Source organism: Loktanella sp. M215, from assembly GCF_021735925.1.
In the GTDB taxonomy this organism is placed as follows: Bacteria; Pseudomonadota; Alphaproteobacteria; order Rhodobacterales; family Rhodobacteraceae; genus Loktanella.
In genome coordinates, this window is the sequence record NZ_WMEA01000001.1 from 1,335,836 (window position 1) to 1,353,771 (window position 17,936).

Consider the following 17,936-nt stretch of genomic DNA (forward strand, 5'->3'; position numbering starts at 1 on the left):
TGAGCCGGGGCCTGGGATGAAAGATCAATGTCACCAGCAGACTCTGACGCCCACAAGGGCCGACGGCACCTTTTCAGGTGGATCGTGCCCTGCCTCTTCGGGGCGGGCGGCGTATTGGCGGCGTGGTTCCTGTGGCACATCGATTGGCCGCACACGATCGCGGCGTGGCACCGTCTGGACACTGGCACCATCGCACTGGCGCTGGCGCTGACGGGGGTGAGCTATTGCGGGCTGGCTGCCTATGACGTGATCGCGGTCAGCACGTTGAGGCCGCTGCAAATCGCGCGCGCTGCGGCGGCCGTCACCGGGGCCACGGCCTTTGGCATCTCCAATTTTCTGGGCTTTCCGCTGGTGACCGGCACGGCGGTGCGCGTCAGGATGTACGGCGTCGCGCGGAACGACCTTGGCCCGCTGCTCAGCGTCGTGGGCTCTGGCTGGGTGGCGTTCTGGCTGGTCAGCATCGCGCTGTGCGGCGCGATCCTGGCGGTCCGGCCCGACGCGCTCCTGTGGGCTGACGCCGCGACCGCCGTGCGTCTGGGCGGTATCATACTGGTGTTGGCGGTTGCAGCGTTTCTGGCGTGGCTGGGTGACGGGCGGTCGGCGACGGTCTGGCAGACGCGGCTGGACTTCATCAGCCGACGCCTGACGGCGTTGCAGATGCTGGCGGCGGTGGTCGATATCGTGGCCTCTGGCTTGGTCCTGTATCTGTTTCTGCCGCCGGATCTGGCGGGCGATCTGGCGGGGTTCATGGCGATCTATGTGCTGGCCGTGGGGCTGGGCGTCCTCAGCCACAGTCCCGGTGGGTTGGGATCCTTCGAGGCGACGATCATGGTCGGGCTGGGCGGGCTGGGGCGCGCCGATCTGGCGACGGGGCTGCTGCTGTACCGATTGTTCCGGACAGTGCTGCCCTTTGGGCTGGCGGTCGTGGTGCTGGCGGTGGCGGGACGATCCGGCGGGCGTCTGTCGGCGGTGCAACCATGAAGATCACGACCTTTTCCGAACTGACGATCGACGGCAAGCTGACCCTGACCCGCGGCGGGTCGAGCAAGGCATTGTTCCGGTTTTACGGGGCCGAGATGGGGCAGTGGTTCCATGCCCAGCGGGCTGCCCACGATGCGATCATGGTCGGTGCCGGGACCGTGCGGGCCGACGATCCGGAACTGACCGTGCGCCATGTGACGGGCCGCAGCCCGCTGCGGGTGATCCCGACCAATGACGGCAACATTCCCGCGCACAGCCATATCCTGACCGACGGTCAGCCGACCCTGTTCGCGGTGCCGCAGGCCCTGCCGGACGCGGCCCGCGCGCGGCTGCGGCACCATGACGGCATTTCATTTATCGACTGCGGGGCGGACAGGGTCGATCTGCGCCTGCTGGCCCACGGCCTTGCGGAGCGCGGGATCGCGTCCCTGATGGTCGAAGGCGGCAGCCAAATCCTGCACGGGCTGTTCGCGCAGCATCTGGTCGACCGCATTGTCATCAAACACATCCCGGTCATTGCCGGGGCTACGGATGCGCCGACGTACCTTGAGGGCCGCCCCATGGACCTTTCCCGCTGGAGGATCGTTGAGTGCTGCGTGATCGGCGGGGTCGCGGTGACAATCTACGACAGGCAGGAGGACGAAGCATGATCGCTCAGGACATGATTGCCGCCGGTGCGGCCCTGCAGGACCGCACCCCGGATGGCGCGCCGCAGGTGTTCGACCTGCGGATCGATCATGCGGCCTTGTCGGACCATCCGTCGCGGCAGATCGTGCGCCATGTGCAGCAGGAACTGCTGATGCGGACCTATCAGAACCGGTTTGTCCTGTTGCCGCAGGTCGATGCACCCGGCTCCGTCGTGCAGATGTTGCACGACCGGTATGACCCCAAGGCCACCCATGCCCTGGACGGGTATCGGGCGGCCCTTGAAGAGGCGCTGATCGAACCCGTCGTGAACGATCTGCGGCCGGGGATCGCGGGGCAGGGGGTGGAGGATTATATCGCCGGCATGCTGGACGGCATCCGCAAGTGCCCGCCGTCCGCCTTTCTGACGTGGCTGGAGGGGGTGCCGCAGGGCGAGCCCTACTATCGCAACTTCCTGATCCAGTCCTCTGCCGATCTGCTGGCAGAGGCCTCTGCCTCTGCCATGGGTGTGATCGGAGAGTTCGGCGCGCCGCAGTCGGCACTGTTCCGCATCCTGATCGACGAGTTCGGCTATGGCACCCACGACAAGAAGCACAGCGTGCTGTTCCGCGACACCCTGCGCGGGTTCGGGCTGAACACCGAATACAACGGCTATTGGCCGATCTTCGATACCGAGGCGCTGCACCTGCACAACGTCATCCATTATCTGTTCCAGAGCCCGCGCAACCTGTTCCGGCAGATCGGGTTCCTGCTTTATGCCGAGACCAGCTATCAGGTGTCGACCGGGCAGCATTACCGCTACCTCAAGCGGCATCACCCGCAGGTCGATGGCACCTATTTCGGCGAACACGCGCATATCGACATCCACCATTCCGACATGGTCATCAACGAGGTCGTCAAACCGCTGGTTGCGCGGTTCGGGGCAGAGGTCGGGACGGAAGTCATCCTTGGCGCCGAACTGACACGTCTTGCCTTTGCGGCAGCGGACCGGCACGCGCTGGCCGTCTGTCAGGCGTTCGAGGCGGCGCGGCTGGACGGGGCCGCCACCTTTGCCGCGCCTCTGCACGATGCCTCCGGTCAGGCGCTGGTGACGCCTGACACGGCCGAACGGCACGACGGCAAGGTGCAGGTCGGTGGCATGGGGCTGCTGCACAAGGCCGCCGATTTCGCGGCCTTCCCAGCCGGGTCCACGGGGCGTCTTCATGTCGACGTCTGACGGCAGCACGTGGATCGGGCGCGACCTGCCGCCCATCGTCCGCGATGGACGCGACTATTTCCTGCTGTCCCACAAGGGCGAGATGTTTCTGATCGAGAACCTGTGCCCACACCGGGGCGGGCCGTTGAAGTTCGGTTATGTCGATGAGGCGTGCCGCATCGTCTGCCCGATGCACCACAATGCCTATGCCGCCGACCGCCTGATCGCACAGCCGACGACCTTGCGCCTGACGGCCGAGGCTGTCGCGTGACGTCGTTGCACTACCTTTGGCGCGAGGGTGGCCCGGTCAAGGCCGCGAACCTTTTGACGCTGAGCCGCGGGGTTCTGATCCTGCCGATTGCGGGGATTTTGCTGAGCGGGAGGGTTCTGTTGCCGCTGGCGCTGTACGGTGTTGCCGTGCTGACCGACGGGGTGGACGGCTGGCTGGCGCGCCGGTCCGGGCGGATGTCGGACTTTGGCGCGACATTGGACGCGGTGGTCGACAACCTGCTGTCGGTGGCCATTGTGCTGTTCATGTGGCTGTCGGTGCCAGAGGTCTTTGCCGCTTGGCCCGTGTCGCTGGCGCTGCTGTTCATCGTGCCGCTGCTCTATCTGCCGCTGTCGTGGCTGATGACGGGCAAAGTGTTGATGTTCCACTTCACCTCGGCCCGCATCGGGGCGTTCCTGCTGTTCGCCCTTTGGCCCCTCGTGGTGCTGACCGGGATCACGGCGCTGGTGCCGCTGACCGCCGCCGTCGTCGTGGCCAGCCGGATCGAGCAGATCGTCTTCATCCTGCGCGGTGGCCGCGATCAGGATGCGCGGCACGGGGCGGCGGCCATTCCGGATTTTCACGTTGACGACAGGATGACCCCATGACGACGCCCTATCCCCTGAACTGGGGTGCCGCGCGTGCCCGCGCCCGCGGCCCTGTCGTGACCTCGCCCGCGCCGGACCGGAACGCCATCGGCGTGCACGCCGGCGGCTATGCCGTCTATGGCGGGCTGTCCGTCGCCACCGGCGCGCTGGCGGCAGAGCATCATGCGGATTACACCGACACGCAGCCGATGGTGCAGATCGGGCCGTTTCCCCAGTGGTCCGACCCCGGACGTATCGTCACCTTCGATCCCTTCGGTCACCGAGTCGTCCAGGACTTCGGGGCCGAGATTGCGGCCGGGCTGAACCTGCGTCCGACCATCGCCGTGACCACGGGGCAGTTGGCGATTCCGGAAATCGCCACGGCCCTGTTTCGGCGGGATCTGCAGGCGGACGGCCGTATCCTGTCGCGGCAGGGCGACATCAGCGTGACCAAGATTTCGATCGACCCGGTCTGGCATCTGCCGGGGATCGCGCGGCGGCTGGGGCTGGACGAAGGCGTGATGCGGCAGGCCCTCGTCGACCAGTCGGGGGGGATGTATCCCGATCTTGTCGCACGCCCCGACCTGCCGCTGTTCCTGCCGCCCATCGGTGGCACCAGCGTTTATCTATTCGGCGATCCCGCGCGTCTGGGGCAGGCGCGCACGCAGGTCACCTGCCGGATGCACGACGAATGCAACGGGTCGGATGTCTTTGGGTCCGACCTGTGCACCTGCCGTCCCTATCTGATCCACGGGATCGAGGAGTGTATCCGGGGCGCGCAGCAGGGCGGTGTCGGCATCATCGTCTATAACCGCAAGGAAGGCCGCGCGCTGGGCGAGGTGGTGAAATACCTTGTCTACAACGCGCGCAAGCGGGCCAGCGGTGGCGACTTGCCGGGCGAATATTTCACGCATACCCATCAGGTCGCCGGTGTCGACGACATGCGCCTGCAGGAACTCTCGACCGACGTGCTGCATTGGCTGGGCGTGACCCGCGTGGCGCACTGGGTGTCGATGAGCAACCTCAAGCGCGATGCGGTACTGCAATCGGGCATTGCCATCGACCGTCAGGTCGAGATTCCCCACGACCGCATCGCGCCCAACGCGCGGGTCGAAATCTCGGCCAAGATCGGAGCCGGCTATGAAGGCACGTTCGGCCGGACGGGATGATCGCCCGCGGTGCGTCAGGCCGGTTCGGCAGAGGGCTGATTGACGCGGATATCGGTGTGCCACCGCGTGCAGAGGTCCTGTAGGCCCTGCGACACGGTGGCGTCCGTAAAGAAGACGTCGATATCCGACAGCGATCCGATCCGGGCCGGGGCCTTGCGCTTGAATTTGGTCGAGTCGGCGATCAGCATCTTGCGGCGTGACTGGTTCAGGATCGTCTGGCTGACGCCGACCTCGCGCAGGTCGAAGTCGAGGATGTCGCCGTCGGGGTCGATGGCCGAACAGCCGATCACGCCGATGTCGAACTTGAATTGCCGGATCGTGGCGGTGGTGATGTCGCCGGTCAGGCCGCCATCGGACTGCCGCAGGGCACCGCCGGTCACGATCACCTCGCAGTCGGGATTGCGCGTCAGGATGTTGGCCACGTTCATGTTGTTGGTGACGACCAGCAGGTTGCGATGGTGCAGCAGTTCGGTCGCCACGGCCTCTGTGCTGGTGCCGATGTTCAGAAAGATGGCGCAATCTTCTGGGATTATTGCCGCGCAGGCCTTGGCCATGGCGGTCTTGCCTTCGGCATTCAGACGGCGGCGTTCCTCGTAGGCGATGTTCACGGTGCCGGACGGCAGCACCGCCCCGCCATGGACACGTTCCAGCTTGCCCGCGTCGGCCAGCTCGCTCAGGTCGCGGCGGATGGTCTGCAGGGTGACGCCCAGATGCTCTGCCAGATGTTCGACGGTCACCTTGCCGTCGCGCCGTGCGATGTCGAGGATCTCTGGGTGCCTGATGGTTTGCGACATGGGCGTCTTCCGATGGTGACGGCCTGACTATGGCAGGGTTTGCGAAAAAAGGAACATGGCTTTTGGTCTCTGATGTTCGTTTTGGCGCGCCATCAAGCCAGATTTGCCGATTGTCCTGACGATTACCGCACTGAACCTCCTGATATCCGCCGATTTTGCCAAAAACGAAGAAAACCGAAAATGGGGGTTTTCTTTTGGGTGCGTCAACGCAATAGTGTTCGTAAGGATTTGGGAGGATCCAGTGTGAGTGACGACACGGATATCCGTGACCTGCTGGTCATTGGCGGCGGCATAAACGGTTGCGGCATTGCGCGCGATGCGGCAGGCCGTGGGCTGTCGGTAACGCTGGCCGAAATGTCCGACCTCGCCTCTGCCACGTCCTCTGCGTCGACCAAGCTGTTTCACGGCGGCCTGCGCTATCTGGAGTATTTCGAGTTTCGACTGGTCCGAGAGGCCTTGATTGAGCGCGAGACGCTGCTGCGCGCGATGCCGCACATCAGCTGGCCTATGCGCTTCGTGCTGCCCTATTCCCCCGACATGCGGTTCGAAAACGACACGCCGACATCCAAGCTGATGTCGACCGTCATGCCGTGGATGAAGGGGCGCCGCCCGGCCTGGCTGATCCGCCTGGGCCTGCTGATGTATGACACGCTGGGCGGTCGCAAGATCCTGCCGGGCACGAAGACGCTGGATCTGACCAACACGCCCGAAGGGGCGCCGTTGATCGACAGCTTTACAAAAGCCTATGAATACAGCGATTGCTGGGTCGAGGATTCCCGCCTTGTGGCCCTGAATGCCCGCGATGCGGTGGCGCGGGGCGCGAGCGTGCTGACCCGGACCAAGGTTGTGTCCGCGCAGACCGAGGGCGGTCATTGGGTCGTTACGTTGAAGGATACGGAGACCGGTGCGCAGCGGGTTGTCCGCGCGCGCATGGTGGTGAATGCAGGCGGGCCGTGGGTGGGGCAGATTTTGCGCCAGCAGATCGGGTCCAACAGTCAGGACGACGTGCGCCTCGTGCGCGGCAGCCATATCGTCGTCAAGCGGCTGTTCGATCACGACAAATGCTATTTCTTTCAGGGCACCGACGGACGCATCATGTTCGCGATCCCCTACGAGACGGATTTCACGCTAATCGGCACGACCGATCAGGAACACCACGACGTGGGCGAAAAGCCGGTCTGTACGCCGGAAGAGCAGCGCTACATGGTCGATTTCGTCAACGCCTACCTCAAGCAGCCGATCAGCACCGATGACATCGTCTGGACCTATTCCGGCGTGCGGCCGCTTTACGATGACGGGGCCAGTTCCGCGACGGCGGCCACCCGCGATTATACGTTGAAGCTGGACGACAGTGCCGGCGCGCCCGCGCTGAACATCTTTGGCGGCAAGATCACGACCTATCGCCGTCTGGCCGAAAGCGCGCTGGAGAAGATCGGCAAGCGGCTGGATGTGGCCCAAGGGCCGTGGACCGCCGGTGTGGCGATGCCCGGTGGCGATTTTCCGGTGGGCGACGTGGACCGGTTGATCGCCGATCTGACGCGTGATTATCCATTCCTGACAGAGCGCTGGGCGCGCCGCCTGATCCGCGCGTATGGCACCGATGCGGCGCTGATCCTGGGCGAGGCCAAGGCTGCCGCCGATCTGGGGCAGGATTTCGGCGCCACGCTGACGGCGGCAGAGGTCGACTGGCTGATGACCCATGAATTCGCCCGCACCGCCGAGGATGTCCTGTGGCGGCGCAGCAAGCTGGGCCTGCACGGTGCCGATGGTGCCGCACTTGATACCTACATGACCGCCCGCCGCCCGCAGTTGAAGGACATCGCATGACACTGGAACTTGACGGCGTCAGCTATGTGGTCGGCGCGCAGACCTTCATCCATCCGACGACTTTGACCCTGGAGAAGGGCACGATGAATGTCCTGCTGGGGCCGACGTCTTCGGGCAAGACGACGCTGATGCGGTTGATGGCGGGCCTTGATGTGCCGACCAAGGGCCGCATCCGCTGGAACGGTGACGACGTGACCGGCCAGCGTGTGCAGGACCGCAAGATCGCGATGGTCTACCAGCAGTTCATCAACTACCCGGCGATGAGCGTCTACGACAACATTGCCTCGCCCATGAAGCTGATGGGTCTGGATAAGAAAGAGATCGACCGCCGCGTGCGCGAGACGGCCGAGCTGATGCAGCTGACGCCGATGCTGCAGCGCAAGCCGCTGGAATTGTCGGGCGGGCAGCAGCAGCGTTGCGCGCTGGCCCGCGCGCTGGTCAAGAACGCGGGTCTTGTGCTGCTGGACGAGCCGCTGGCGAACCTTGACTACAAGCTGCGCGAGGAATTGCGTGCCGAAATCCCGCGCATCTTTGCAGAGTCTGGCTCCATCTTCGTCTATGCGACGACAGAGCCGGAGGAGGCGCTGCTGCTGGGCGGCAATTGCGCGACCCTGTGGGAAGGGCGCGTGACGCAGTTCGGCACCACCTCGCTGGTCTATCGCAATCCCACCGACGCCACGACCGCGCGCGTCTTTTCCGACCCGCCGATGAATTTCCTGAGCGTGGAAAAGCGCGGCGACCGTATGCATTTCGGCAAGGACAAATCCATCCCCGCCGTCGAGCGCGACGTGGATGACGGACGCTACATGCTCGGCTTCCGGCCCAACCACCTGACGCTGGACGGTGGCGACGACCGCATCCGGTTCGACACGACCCTGTCCGTGATGGAGATCACCGGGTCGGAGACTTTCGTCCACCTGGCGCATGGCGACGCCCGCTGGGTCGGCCTGATCCACGGTATCCGCGACCTGAAGCCGGGGCAGGCGCTGCCGGTCTACCTTGACCCGTCGCGTGTCTATCTTTTCGCGGACAATGGCGACCTCGTCGCGACCGCCCCCTATGCAGAGGCCGCCTGACCCATGGCCAAGATCACCCTCGACAACCTCGCGCATTCCTACCTGCCAAACCCGCAGACAGAGGACGATTTTGCGCTGAAGGAACTGAACCACGACTGGGTGGATGGCGAGGCCTACGCGCTTCTCGGCGCCTCTGGCTGCGGCAAGTCCACGTTGCTGAACATCATCTCTGGCCTGCTGATCCCGTCACAAGGCCGCGTGCTGTTCGACGGCCACGACGTGACGACAGCACCGACCGCCGACCGCAACATCGCGCAGGTGTTCCAGTTTCCCGTCGTTTACGACACCATGTCTGTGCGCGAAAACCTAGCCTTTCCGTTGAAGAACCGGGGCATGGACGCGGCCGAGATCAAGCGCCGGGTGCAGAAGGTCGCCGCCATGATCGACATGGAGGCGCAGCTGGATCACAAGGCGCGCGGCCTGACGGCAGATGCCAAGCAGAAGATCTCGCTGGGGCGCGGCATGGTCCGCGAGGATGTGAACGCCTTGCTGTTCGACGAACCCCTGACCGTGATCGACCCGCACATGAAATGGGAATTGCGCACGCAGCTGAAGAAGCTGCATCAGGATTTCGGGCACACGATGATCTACGTGACCCACGACCAGACCGAGGCGCTGACCTTTGCCGACAAGGTTGTCGTGATGTATGACGGTCGCGTCGTCCAGATCGGCACTCCGCAGGAACTGTTCGAGCGCCCCGCGCATACTTTCGTCGGCTACTTCATCGGCTCGCCCGGAATGAACCTGTTCGACGCCGAGATCGACGGCACCAGCGCCCGCGTCGGCGACGTCACCGTGCCATTGGACGGCCACTACATCACGGCGGGCAAGACCCAGCTGGGCGTTCGGCCCGAGTTCATCCGCTTGTCGTCGGGCGACGACGGCATCCCCGCCACCGTGAAACGGGTCGAGGATGTGGGTCGCCACAAGATCGTCCGCCTTGATGTCGCGGGCCGGGAAATCAACGCCGTCGCCGCCGAAGGCGAGGCGATTGCGGCGGATACCAACCGCATCACCTTTGCGCCGCAGGGCATCAACGTCTACGCCGACGACTGGCGCATCGCACCCCGGGGGACGTCCGCATGAACAAGACCGTCAATCAGAAGGCGTGGTTCCTTGTTCTGCCGGTCCTGCTGCTGGTCGCCTTCTCTGCCGTGATCCCGCTGATGACCGTGGTGAACTATTCGGTGCAGGACACCTTTGGGAACAACCAGTTCTTCTGGGCGGGGCTGTCGTGGTTCGACGACATGCTGCATTCGGACCGGATGTGGAACGCGCTGGGCCGGCAGATGATGTTCTCGGCCATCATTCTGGCGATCGAGGTGCCGCTGGGCATCTTTGTCGCCCTCAACATGCCGAAAAAGGGATTCTGGTCGTCCTTCTGCCTTGTCGTGATGTCGCTGCCGCTGCTGATCCCGTGGAACGTGGTCGGCACGATCTGGCAGATCTTCGGCCGGGTCGATATCGGCCTGCTGGGCTATACGCTGGCGGCGTTCGGCATCGATTACAACTACACACAGAACATTTTTGATGCCTGGATGACGGTCATTGTCATGGATGTGTGGCACTGGACCTCGCTGGTGGCGCTGCTGGCCTACGCCGGGCTGAGGTCGATCCCCGATGCCTATTATCAGGCCGCCAAGATTGATCAGGCCAGCCGCTGGGCCGTGTTCCGGTATATCGAGCTGCCGAAGATGGCCGGTGTGCTGATGATCGCGATCCTGCTGCGGTTCATGGACAGCTTCATGATCTACACCGAACCTTTCGTGCTGACGGGCGGCGGGCCGGGGAACGCCACGACCTTCCTGTCCATCGACCTTGTGAAGATGGCGTTGGGACAGTTCGACCTCGGCCCCGCAGCCGCATTCAGTCTGATGTATTTCCTCGTCATCATGGCGATCAGCTGGGTGTTCTATACCGTGATGACGACCCTCGACAAAAGGGATGGCAAATGACCGATACCGCGATCCCCGAAGTCGTCGTCGACACGCGTGCGATGACCATCGAAAAGCCGCGCACCGCGACCCGTCGGTTCCGCCCGTCGGGCAGTGCCGTCGTCATGGGGCTGTACCTGCTGTTCCTGATGCTGCCGATCTACTGGCTGATCAACATGAGCCTGAAGACGAACTCCGAAATCTTGGGCGCCTTCAGCCTGTGGCCGCGCAACCTGACGTTTGCCAACTACCACACGATCCTGACGGACCCGAGCTGGTACATGGGCTACGTCAACTCTCTGATCTATGTCGTGATGAACACGGCGATCAGCCTGACTGTGGCGCTGCCCGCCGCCTATGCGTTTTCGCGCTACAGCTTCATGGGCGACAAGCACCTGTTCTTCTGGCTGCTGACGAACCGCATGGCGCCGCCCGCCGTCTTCGCGCTGCCGTTTTTTCAGCTGTACTCAAGCATCGGCCTGTTCGACACGCATATCGCCGTGGCGCTGGCGCATTGCCTGTTCAACGTGCCGCTGGCGGTCTGGATTCTTGAGGGGTTCATGCGCGGCGTGCCCAAGGAAATCGACGAGACGGCGTATATCGACGGCTATTCCTTCCCGGCGTTCTTCATCAAGATCTTCACCCCCCTGATTGCCAGCGGCATCGGCGTTGCTGCGTTCTTCTGCTTCATGTTCTCGTGGGTCGAACTGCTGCTGTCGCGCACGCTGACCTCCGTCAACGCCAAGCCCATCGCCGCCACCATGACCCGTACCGTGGGCGCCGCCGGCGTCGACTGGGGCGTGCTGGCCGCCGCCGGTGTCCTGACGATCGTGCCGGGGGCCTTGGTCATCTATTTCGTGCGCAACTACATCGCCAAGGGCTTTGCCCTGGGACGGGTGTGATGCGCGCCCTGAAAGGAGCCTGCAATGCTTGACTGGATGGCATGGACCTGGCCCACGGCCGCGTTCTTCATCGTGATCGCCGTGCTGCTGACCACATTCACGGTGCTGGCGATCCGGTTTCCCGAAGTGCCCCGCAAGGGCGTCCTGCGGATCGAGACCACGCGCGGTGATCGGCTGTTCATCACGCTGCTCGGCTCCGCTTTCATCAATCTCGCGTGGCTGGGGCTAGCGCTTGGCCCGCAGCCCTACGCGCTGATCGTCTGTCTGGTCTATGCCTTTGCGGTGTTCCGCTGGGTCTAGATCATGTCACATCCCGGTCCAGACCATCGGACCGGCCACCATCGTTCACCAAAAAGGGAGGAAACCTATAATGAACGTTCTTTACAGATCCACCACGGCGCTGGGACTGGCACTCGCCCTGACCCAGCCCGCGTGGGCTGACATGGCCGCGGCCACCGCGTTCCTTGATGCGGAAATCGGCGACGTCTCGACCCTGTCCCGCGCGGATCAGGAAGCCGAGATGCAGTGGTTCGTCGACGCCGCCCAGCCTTTCGTCGGCATGGACATCAACGTCGTGTCGGAAACCATCACGACGCATGAATACGAATCCCAGGTGCTGGCCCCGGCGTTCACCGCGATCACCGGTATCAACATCACCCACGATCTGATCGGTGAAGGCGACGTCGTCGAAAAGCTGCAGACGCAGATGCAGTCGGGCGAGAACATCTATGACGCCTACGTCAACGACTCTGACCTGATCGGCACGCACTGGCGCTATCAGCAGGTCCGCAACCTGACCGACTGGATGGCCGGCGAAGGTGCTGACGTCACCTCGCCCACGCTGAACCTGGACGATTTCATCGGCCTGCAGTTCACGACCGCGCCCGATGGCAAGCTGTACCAGCTGCCGACCCAGCAGTTCGCGAACCTTTACTGGTTCCGGTACGATTGGTTCAACGACGAGCAGAACAAGGCCGACTTCAAGGAAAAGTATGGCTACGATCTGGGCGTTCCGGTGAACTGGTCCGCCTACGAGGATATCGCCGAATTCTTTACCAACCGCGACCTGTCGCGCATGGGGGTCGAGGATACGGTCTATGGCAACATGGACTACGGCAAGAAGGACCCCAGCCTTGGCTGGCGCTATACCGACGCATGGATGTCCATGGCCGGGATGGGCGACAAAGGTGAACCCAACGGCCTGCCGGTCGACGAATGGGGCATCCGCGTGAACGAAAACTCGCAGCCCGTCGGTGCCTGCGTGACCCGTGGCGGTGCCACGAATTCGCCCGCGTCGGTCTATGCGGTCGACAAAGCGATCAAGTGGCTCAAGGACTACTCGCCGCCTTCTGCTGCCGGCATGACCTTCTCGGAGGCCGGTCCGGTCCCCGCCCAAGGCAACATCGCGCAGCAGATGTTCATGTACACGACATTCGTGGCCCCGCTGGTCGCCTCGGACGCGGTGATGAACGAAGATGGCACGCCGAAATGGCGCCTCGCCCCCAGCCCGCATGGTGCGTATTGGGAAGAGGGCATGAAGGTCGGCTATCAGGACGTGGGCAGCTGGACGTTGATGGAATCGACTCCGGTGGACCGCGCCAAGGCCGCATGGCTTTATGCGCAGTTCGTGACCTCGATGACGGTCGACGTGAAGAAGTCCGACGTGGGCCTGACCTTCATCCGCGAGTCGACGATCAACTCCGACCACTTCACCGAACGGGCTGACAAACTGGGCGGTCTGGTGGAATTCTACCGCTCGCCCGACCGCGTGCGCTGGTCGCCCACCGGTACCAACGTGCCTGACTATCCGAAGCTGGCGCAGCTGTGGTGGCAGAACATCGGCGACGCAATGTCCGGTGCGAAGACATCGCAAGATGCGCTGGATCAGCTGTGTGCCGACATGGAAAACGTGATGGAGCGCATCGAGCGGTCCGGCATCCAGGGTGAACTTGGCCCGGTTTTGGGCGAAGAAATGGACGCGCAATACTGGCTGGACCAGCCGGGTGCGCCCAAGCCCAAGCTGGAAAACGAAGACGAAGAGCCGAAGACCATCGGCTACGACGAACTCGTCGCGTCCTGGAACCAGTAAATCTTGATCCTGACCGGGGCGCAGCATCTGCGCCCCGGTTTTTTTTACCCGCGCGCGATAATCCACAGACCCCCGGCTGGTGGCGTTGCGTGACAGGGGGCGACCAGAACGCGCCGCCTTGAAAACAGCACCCTTGATTTTCCCGGCGTTCGTCTTGAGACTTGGTACGACGATGACGATGGCCGCTTTCGGCAATGTGACGGGACCCATCAGTGGGGAGGCTGATGTGTCGCATAATCCTTACATGACGCCGCTAGACCGCACCCGAGTCGACAGCCTTGTCGCAAGGCATCTTATGGAGGAAAATCATGAATAAATTGAACACGCTGGCCGCGTCGCTGGCAGCCCTGACTCTGTCGGGCATGGCCGCACAGGCACAGACCGACATCAGCTGGTGGCACGCGATGACCGGGGCGAATTCGGAAGTCGTGGAGAAGATCGCCTCCGACTTCAACGCCAGCCAGTCCGATTACAAGATCATGCCCGTCTTCAAGGGCACCTATCCCGAGACGCTGAACGCCGGGATCGCCGCGTTCCGCGCGGGGCAGGCCCCCGACATCATTCAGGTCTTCGACGTGGGGACCGGTGTGATGATGGGTGCCGAAGGCGCTGTGATGCCCGTGGCCGACGTGCTGACCAATGCCGGCATGACCTTTGACAAGTCCGCCTATTTGCCGGGAATCGTGGCCTATTATTCCAAGCCGGACGGCACGATGCTGTCGTTCCCCTACAACTCGTCCTCGCCGATCACCTATTACAACAAGGACATCTTTGAAAAAGCGGGCCTTGACCCGAACACGCCGCCCGCGACCTGGGACGATGTCTGGTCCATGGCCAAGACGATCAAGGAAACGGGTGCCGCCCCCTGCGGCTATACCTCGACCTGGCTGACGTGGATCCATCTGGAAAACTTCGCCGCCTGGAACAACGTGCCCTATGCCACCCAAGGCAACGGGCTGGAGCCGGGGGCCACGCCGGAACTGCTGATCAACGCGCCGATCTTCGTGAACCATTTCCAGCAGATCGCCGATCTGGCGAAGGACGGGACGTTCAAGTACGGCGGCCGCACGTCAGAGGCCAAGCAGATCTTCCTTGCGGGGGAATGCGGGATCTTCACCGAAAGCTCTGGCGGTCTGGGCGATATCGTCAAGTCCGGCATGAACTATGGCATCGGGCAACTGCCCTATGACACCGCAGGCAATGGCCCGCAGAACACCATTCCGGGCGGTGCGTCGCTGTGGGTGATGGGCGGCAAGTCGGACGAGACCTACGCCGGTGTCGCCGCCTTCTTCGATTACCTGTCGCAGGCCGACGTGCAAGAATACCTGCACCAGACCTCCGGCTATCTGCCGGTGACGATGGAGGCTTACGAGGCCACCAAGGCCAGCGGGTTCTATGACGAAAATCCGGGCCGCGAGACGCCGATCACGCAGATGATGGGCAAGGCGCCTACCGAGAACTCCAAGGGTGTGCGTCTGCCGAACCTGCCGCAGATCCGCGACATCGAGAACGAGGAGTTCGAAAAGATGCTGGCCGGCGACCAGACCGCCCAGCAGGCGCTGGACAATGCCGTCGAGCGTGGCAACGCCGCCATCAAGGAGGCCATGGGTCAGTGACCTGTGACCGGCCGCCCCGCCTGCGGGGCGGCCGGATTCCCCTATGAACCGCGCAACATTCCCCCACCGCTTTTTGCCGTGGCTGCTGGTCCTGCCGCAGCTGCTGATCTCGCTCGTGTTCTTCTACTGGCCGGCGTTTCAGGCCATGTGGCAGTCGACGTTGAAAGAGGATCCCTTCGGGCTGAGCTCGAAATTCGTGGGCCTCGACAACTTTCGCAAGGTGCTGAGCGATCCGGCCTACCTCAATTCCATTCAGGTGACGGCGTTCTTTTCCGTCGTGACGGCCTTTCTGTCGATGTCCATCGCCCTGCTGCTGGCGGTGCAGGCGGAAAAAGTGCTGACCGGCAAGGCGTTCTATCGCACGCTGATGATCTGGCCCTATGCGGTCGCCCCCGCCATTGCCGGCATGCTGTGGCTGTTCATGTTCAACCCGTCGTTCGGCACGCTGGCCTGGCCGCTGCGCCAGATGGGGATCGACTGGGACCCGTTGCTGAACTCGAGTCAGGCGATGGGGCTTGTGATCGCGGCGGCCAGTTGGAAGCAGATCAGCTATAACTTCCTGTTCTTCGTGGCAGGGCTTCAGGCGATCCCGAAGTCCTTGATCGAGGCTGCTGCCATCGACGGTGCAGGCTCTGCCCGCCGGTTCTGGACTATTGTGTTCCCGCTGCTGGCACCCACGACATTCTTCCTGCTGGTCGTGAATTCCGTCTACGCCTTGTTCGACACGTTCGGGATCATCCACGCCGTCACCGGCGGTGGCCCCGGCAAGGCGACCGAGACGCTGGTCTACAAGGTGTACAACGACGGCTACAACAACTTCCTGCTGGGGTCGTCGGCCGCGCAGTCGGTGATCCTGATGGCCATCGTCATCACGCTGACCGCCTTCCAGTTCAAGTATGTCGAACGGAGGGTGCATTATGGCTGACCACGGCATGGTGGGATCGTCCCAGCGCAGTCGCGTGGTGGCTCACATCTTTCTGATCCTCGGCGTGCTGATCGTGGCCTTCCCGATCTATTACGTCGTCATCGCCTCGACCCATACGCTGCAGACCATCCTGCGCCCGCCGTTGCCGCTGTTGCCGGGGGCCGAAGGCCCTGCGAACTACGGCGAGGCCATTTCGGGCGGCATCGGGCGGATTGGCGGGGTCAGCGTTGGGCGGCTGCTGGCGAATACGGCCATCGTCGCGGTCGGGATCGCGGTGGGCAAGATCATCATCTCGATGGCGTCGGCCTATGCGATGGTCTTCTTTCGGTTTCCGTTCCGCATGGCCTGCTTCTGGCTGATCTTCATCACGCTGATGCTGCCGGTCGAGGTGCGGATCATGCCGACCTACAAGGTCATGGTGCAGCTGCACCTGATCGACACCTACGCGGGCCTGATCCTGCCGCTGATCGCCTCGGCCACGGCGACCCTGCTGTTCCGCCAGTTCTTCATGACGATCCCGAACGAGCTGCTGGAGGCGGCCCGCGTCGATGGGGCAGGGCCGTGGCGGTTCTTCAAGGATATTCTGTTGCCGCTGTCGACGACAAACATCGCGGCGCTGTTCGTGATCCTGTTCATCTACGGATGGACGCAATACCTGTGGCCGCTGCTGGTCACCAATTCCAATTCGATGAACACCATCGTCATCGCCCTGCGCAAGATGATCTCTTTCGCAGATGCGGATACGCCGTGGAACCTTGTCATGGTGACGGCGGTGCTGGCGATCCTGCCGCCCGTGCTGGTCGTGGTGCTGATGCAGCGTTGGTTCGTCAAAGGCCTTGTGGAGACTGAAAAGTAATGGCGACGATTTCCCTGCGCGACGTGCGCAAGACCTATGCCAAGCAAGAGGTCATCCACGGCGTGTCCATCGACGTGCCCGACGGCGAATTCGTCGTGATCGTCGGCCCCTCCGGCTGCGGCAAGTCCACCCTGCTGCGCATGGTCGCGGGGCTTGAGGCAATCACCAGCGGCGAGATCGACATTGGCGGCCGCGTCGTCAACGATCTGGAACCCCGCGCGCGGGATATCGCGATGGTGTTCCAGAACTACGCGCTTTACCCGCACATGACGGTTTTTGACAACATGGCCTACGGGCTGAAGATCGCGAACATGCCTAAGGCCGAGATCAAGGCGCGGGTGGATAAGGCGGCTGCCATGCTGAACCTGTCGGACTTCCTTGACCGCAAGCCGCGCGCCCTGTCCGGCGGTCAGCGCCAGCGGGTCGCCATGGGCCGCGCACTGGTGCGCGACCCGGCGGCGTTCCTTTTCGACGAGCCGCTGTCGAACCTCGACGCCAAGCTGCGGGTCCAGATGCGTCTGCAGATCAAGGAAATGCAGCGCACGGTCGGCACCACCTCGCTTTACGTCACCCATGACCAGACCGAGGCGATGACGCTGGCCGACCGGCTGATCGTGATGAATGCGGGTGTGGCCGAACAGATCGACACACCGATGGCGATCTATGACCGGCCCGCCAATGTTTTTGTGGCCGGTTTCATCGGGTCGCCTGCGATGAACTTCGTCAACGGAACGCTTGGGACTGAAGGCCTGCTTGTGGCCAGTGGCCAGACGATCGCGCTGCCCGTAGCAGCGGGTCATCAGGGCAGACGGGTCACGGTCGGTTTACGGCCCGAACACCTGACGACGGTCGAGGCGAGCCATGCCGGTGCACTGCCGCTGCGGGTACGCGCGGTCGAAACGCTGGGGGCCGACGCCTATGCCCATACGGTCCTGCAGGATGACCCTGCGGTGGAACTCGTCGTCCGCGTGCCGGGCGCACGGCGGCTGACCGAGGGCGAGACGCTGCATGTCGTGCCAGAACCGGACAGTGTCCATCTGTTCGACGCAACCTCTGGCGCGCGGATCTGAAG

The 17,936-nt window shown here is 63.3% G+C and carries 18 protein-coding genes; 17 read left to right on the top strand and 1 reads right to left on the bottom strand.

Translation table 11 applies throughout. The features are described 5' to 3' along the window. The first annotated feature begins 27 nt into the window (after nucleotides 1–27). The 6 genes from GLR48_RS06495 to GLR48_RS06520 are packed head-to-tail and all read left to right on the top strand — an operon-like array spanning nucleotide 28 to nucleotide 4,845. Nucleotides 28–981 (top strand): hypothetical protein, encoded by a 954-nt coding sequence (locus tag GLR48_RS06495; RefSeq protein WP_237059820.1) that lies wholly within the window; start codon nucleotides 28–30, stop codon nucleotides 979–981. Continuing rightward, nucleotides 978–1,631, top strand: coding sequence for a RibD family protein (locus GLR48_RS06500; protein WP_237059822.1), 654 nt, complete (start codon nucleotides 978–980; stop codon nucleotides 1,629–1,631). Before GLR48_RS06495 ends, GLR48_RS06500 begins: the two co-directional genes overlap by 4 nt. Then, entirely contained in the window at nucleotides 1,628–2,842 is a 1,215-nt protein-coding gene (locus GLR48_RS06505) for an iron-containing redox enzyme family protein (protein ID WP_237059824.1), read from the top strand. The genes GLR48_RS06500 and GLR48_RS06505 overlap by 4 nt, the downstream gene beginning before the upstream one ends. Next, nucleotides 2,829–3,092 (top strand): Rieske (2Fe-2S) protein, encoded by a 264-nt coding sequence (locus GLR48_RS06510; protein WP_237059826.1) that lies wholly within the window; start codon nucleotides 2,829–2,831, stop codon nucleotides 3,090–3,092. The genes GLR48_RS06505 and GLR48_RS06510 overlap by 14 nt, the downstream gene beginning before the upstream one ends. Then, nucleotides 3,089–3,697 (top strand): CDP-alcohol phosphatidyltransferase family protein, encoded by a 609-nt coding sequence (locus tag GLR48_RS06515; protein WP_237059836.1) that lies wholly within the window; start codon nucleotides 3,089–3,091, stop codon nucleotides 3,695–3,697. The genes GLR48_RS06510 and GLR48_RS06515 overlap by 4 nt, the downstream gene beginning before the upstream one ends. Next, the gene (locus GLR48_RS06520; protein ID WP_237059838.1) at nucleotides 3,694–4,845 is read left to right on the top strand and encodes a GTP cyclohydrolase II; all 1,152 of its coding nucleotides are present in this window, start codon (nucleotides 3,694–3,696) and stop codon (nucleotides 4,843–4,845) included. Before GLR48_RS06515 ends, GLR48_RS06520 begins: the two co-directional genes overlap by 4 nt. A gap of 14 nt (nucleotides 4,846–4,859) precedes the next feature. Here GLR48_RS06520 and GLR48_RS06525 read toward each other — a convergent pair whose 3' ends face one another. Beyond that, nucleotides 4,860–5,639 carry a DeoR/GlpR family DNA-binding transcription regulator gene (locus GLR48_RS06525; protein WP_237059840.1) on the bottom strand — a complete coding sequence of 260 codons (780 nt, stop codon included), beginning with the start codon at nucleotides 5,637–5,639 and terminating at the stop codon, nucleotides 4,860–4,862. A 243-nt stretch (nucleotides 5,640–5,882) separates the two neighbouring features. Between GLR48_RS06525 and glpD the strand changes: the two genes are divergently transcribed. The 11 genes from glpD to GLR48_RS06580 all read left to right on the top strand — a co-directional run bounded on the left by glpD (nucleotide 5,883) and on the right by GLR48_RS06580 (nucleotide 17,934). Further along, complete coding sequence (gene glpD, locus GLR48_RS06530; protein WP_237059842.1) at nucleotides 5,883–7,466, top strand: glycerol-3-phosphate dehydrogenase; 1,584 nt, start codon at nucleotides 5,883–5,885, stop codon at nucleotides 7,464–7,466. Further along, nucleotides 7,463–8,542, top strand: a complete 1,080-nt coding sequence (locus tag GLR48_RS06535; protein ID WP_237059844.1) for an ABC transporter ATP-binding protein — start codon at nucleotides 7,463–7,465, stop codon at nucleotides 8,540–8,542. The genes glpD and GLR48_RS06535 overlap by 4 nt, the downstream gene beginning before the upstream one ends. 3 nt (nucleotides 8,543–8,545) lie before the next feature. Then, on the top strand, nucleotides 8,546–9,628 hold the full coding sequence (locus tag GLR48_RS06540) for an ABC transporter ATP-binding protein (RefSeq protein ID WP_237059846.1): 1,083 nt from the start codon (nucleotides 8,546–8,548) through the stop codon (nucleotides 9,626–9,628). Further along, nucleotides 9,625–10,497, top strand: a complete 873-nt coding sequence (locus tag GLR48_RS06545; RefSeq protein ID WP_237059848.1) for a carbohydrate ABC transporter permease — start codon at nucleotides 9,625–9,627, stop codon at nucleotides 10,495–10,497. The genes GLR48_RS06540 and GLR48_RS06545 overlap by 4 nt, the downstream gene beginning before the upstream one ends. A gap of 41 nt (nucleotides 10,498–10,538) precedes the next feature. After that, on the top strand, nucleotides 10,539–11,378 hold the full coding sequence (locus GLR48_RS06550) for a carbohydrate ABC transporter permease (RefSeq protein ID WP_237064408.1): 840 nt from the start codon (nucleotides 10,539–10,541) through the stop codon (nucleotides 11,376–11,378). Between the two features lie 24 nt (nucleotides 11,379–11,402). Continuing rightward, nucleotides 11,403–11,678 (top strand): DUF2160 domain-containing protein, encoded by a 276-nt coding sequence (locus GLR48_RS06555; protein ID WP_237059850.1) that lies wholly within the window; start codon nucleotides 11,403–11,405, stop codon nucleotides 11,676–11,678. Nucleotides 11,679–11,748: 70 nt separating this feature from the next. Then, nucleotides 11,749–13,467, top strand: a complete 1,719-nt coding sequence (locus tag GLR48_RS06560; RefSeq protein ID WP_237059852.1) for an ABC transporter substrate-binding protein — start codon at nucleotides 11,749–11,751, stop codon at nucleotides 13,465–13,467. 308 nt (nucleotides 13,468–13,775) lie between these two features. Continuing rightward, nucleotides 13,776–15,083, top strand: a complete 1,308-nt coding sequence (gene ugpB / locus GLR48_RS06565; protein WP_237059854.1) for a sn-glycerol-3-phosphate ABC transporter substrate-binding protein UgpB — start codon at nucleotides 13,776–13,778, stop codon at nucleotides 15,081–15,083. 43 nt (nucleotides 15,084–15,126) lie between these two features. Beyond that, nucleotides 15,127–16,008: a sn-glycerol-3-phosphate ABC transporter permease UgpA gene (ugpA, locus tag GLR48_RS06570; RefSeq protein WP_237059856.1), complete on the top strand. Its 882-nt coding sequence runs from the start codon at nucleotides 15,127–15,129 to the stop codon at nucleotides 16,006–16,008. Then, nucleotides 16,001–16,864 carry a sn-glycerol-3-phosphate ABC transporter permease UgpE gene (gene ugpE / locus GLR48_RS06575; RefSeq protein ID WP_237059858.1) on the top strand — a complete coding sequence of 288 codons (864 nt, stop codon included), beginning with the start codon at nucleotides 16,001–16,003 and terminating at the stop codon, nucleotides 16,862–16,864. The genes ugpA and ugpE overlap by 8 nt, the downstream gene beginning before the upstream one ends. Next, complete coding sequence (locus tag GLR48_RS06580; protein WP_237059860.1) at nucleotides 16,864–17,934, top strand: sn-glycerol-3-phosphate import ATP-binding protein UgpC; 1,071 nt, start codon at nucleotides 16,864–16,866, stop codon at nucleotides 17,932–17,934. The genes ugpE and GLR48_RS06580 overlap by 1 nt, the downstream gene beginning before the upstream one ends. Nucleotides 17,935–17,936 lie beyond the last annotated feature (2 nt).

Bases quoted from the DNA above. Each gene is read 5' to 3' on its own strand.
- GLR48_RS06560 (WP_237059852.1), top strand. From the start codon at position 11,749: ATGAACGTTCTTTACAGATCCACCACGGCGCTGGGACTGGCACTCGCC.
- GLR48_RS06495 (WP_237059820.1), top strand. From the start codon at position 28: ATGTCACCAGCAGACTCTGACGCCCACAAGGGCCGACGGCACCTTTTC.
- GLR48_RS06540 (WP_237059846.1), top strand. From the start codon at position 8,546: ATGGCCAAGATCACCCTCGACAACCTCGCGCATTCCTACCTGCCAAAC.
- GLR48_RS06525 (WP_237059840.1), bottom strand. From the start codon at position 5,639: ATGTCGCAAACCATCAGGCACCCAGAGATCCTCGACATCGCACGGCGC.
- GLR48_RS06505 (WP_237059824.1), top strand. From the start codon at position 1,628: ATGATCGCTCAGGACATGATTGCCGCCGGTGCGGCCCTGCAGGACCGC.
- ugpE (WP_237059858.1), top strand. From the start codon at position 16,001: ATGGCTGACCACGGCATGGTGGGATCGTCCCAGCGCAGTCGCGTGGTG.
- GLR48_RS06550 (WP_237064408.1), top strand. From the start codon at position 10,539: ATGACCATCGAAAAGCCGCGCACCGCGACCCGTCGGTTCCGCCCGTCG.
- GLR48_RS06520 (WP_237059838.1), top strand. From the start codon at position 3,694: ATGACGACGCCCTATCCCCTGAACTGGGGTGCCGCGCGTGCCCGCGCC.
- ugpB (WP_237059854.1), top strand. From the start codon at position 13,776: ATGAATAAATTGAACACGCTGGCCGCGTCGCTGGCAGCCCTGACTCTG.
- GLR48_RS06555 (WP_237059850.1), top strand. From the start codon at position 11,403: ATGCTTGACTGGATGGCATGGACCTGGCCCACGGCCGCGTTCTTCATC.
- GLR48_RS06580 (WP_237059860.1), top strand. From the start codon at position 16,864: ATGGCGACGATTTCCCTGCGCGACGTGCGCAAGACCTATGCCAAGCAA.
- GLR48_RS06510 (WP_237059826.1), top strand. From the start codon at position 2,829: ATGTCGACGTCTGACGGCAGCACGTGGATCGGGCGCGACCTGCCGCCC.
- ugpA (WP_237059856.1), top strand. From the start codon at position 15,127: ATGAACCGCGCAACATTCCCCCACCGCTTTTTGCCGTGGCTGCTGGTC.
- GLR48_RS06545 (WP_237059848.1), top strand. From the start codon at position 9,625: ATGAACAAGACCGTCAATCAGAAGGCGTGGTTCCTTGTTCTGCCGGTC.
- GLR48_RS06535 (WP_237059844.1), top strand. From the start codon at position 7,463: ATGACACTGGAACTTGACGGCGTCAGCTATGTGGTCGGCGCGCAGACC.
- GLR48_RS06500 (WP_237059822.1), top strand. From the start codon at position 978: ATGAAGATCACGACCTTTTCCGAACTGACGATCGACGGCAAGCTGACC.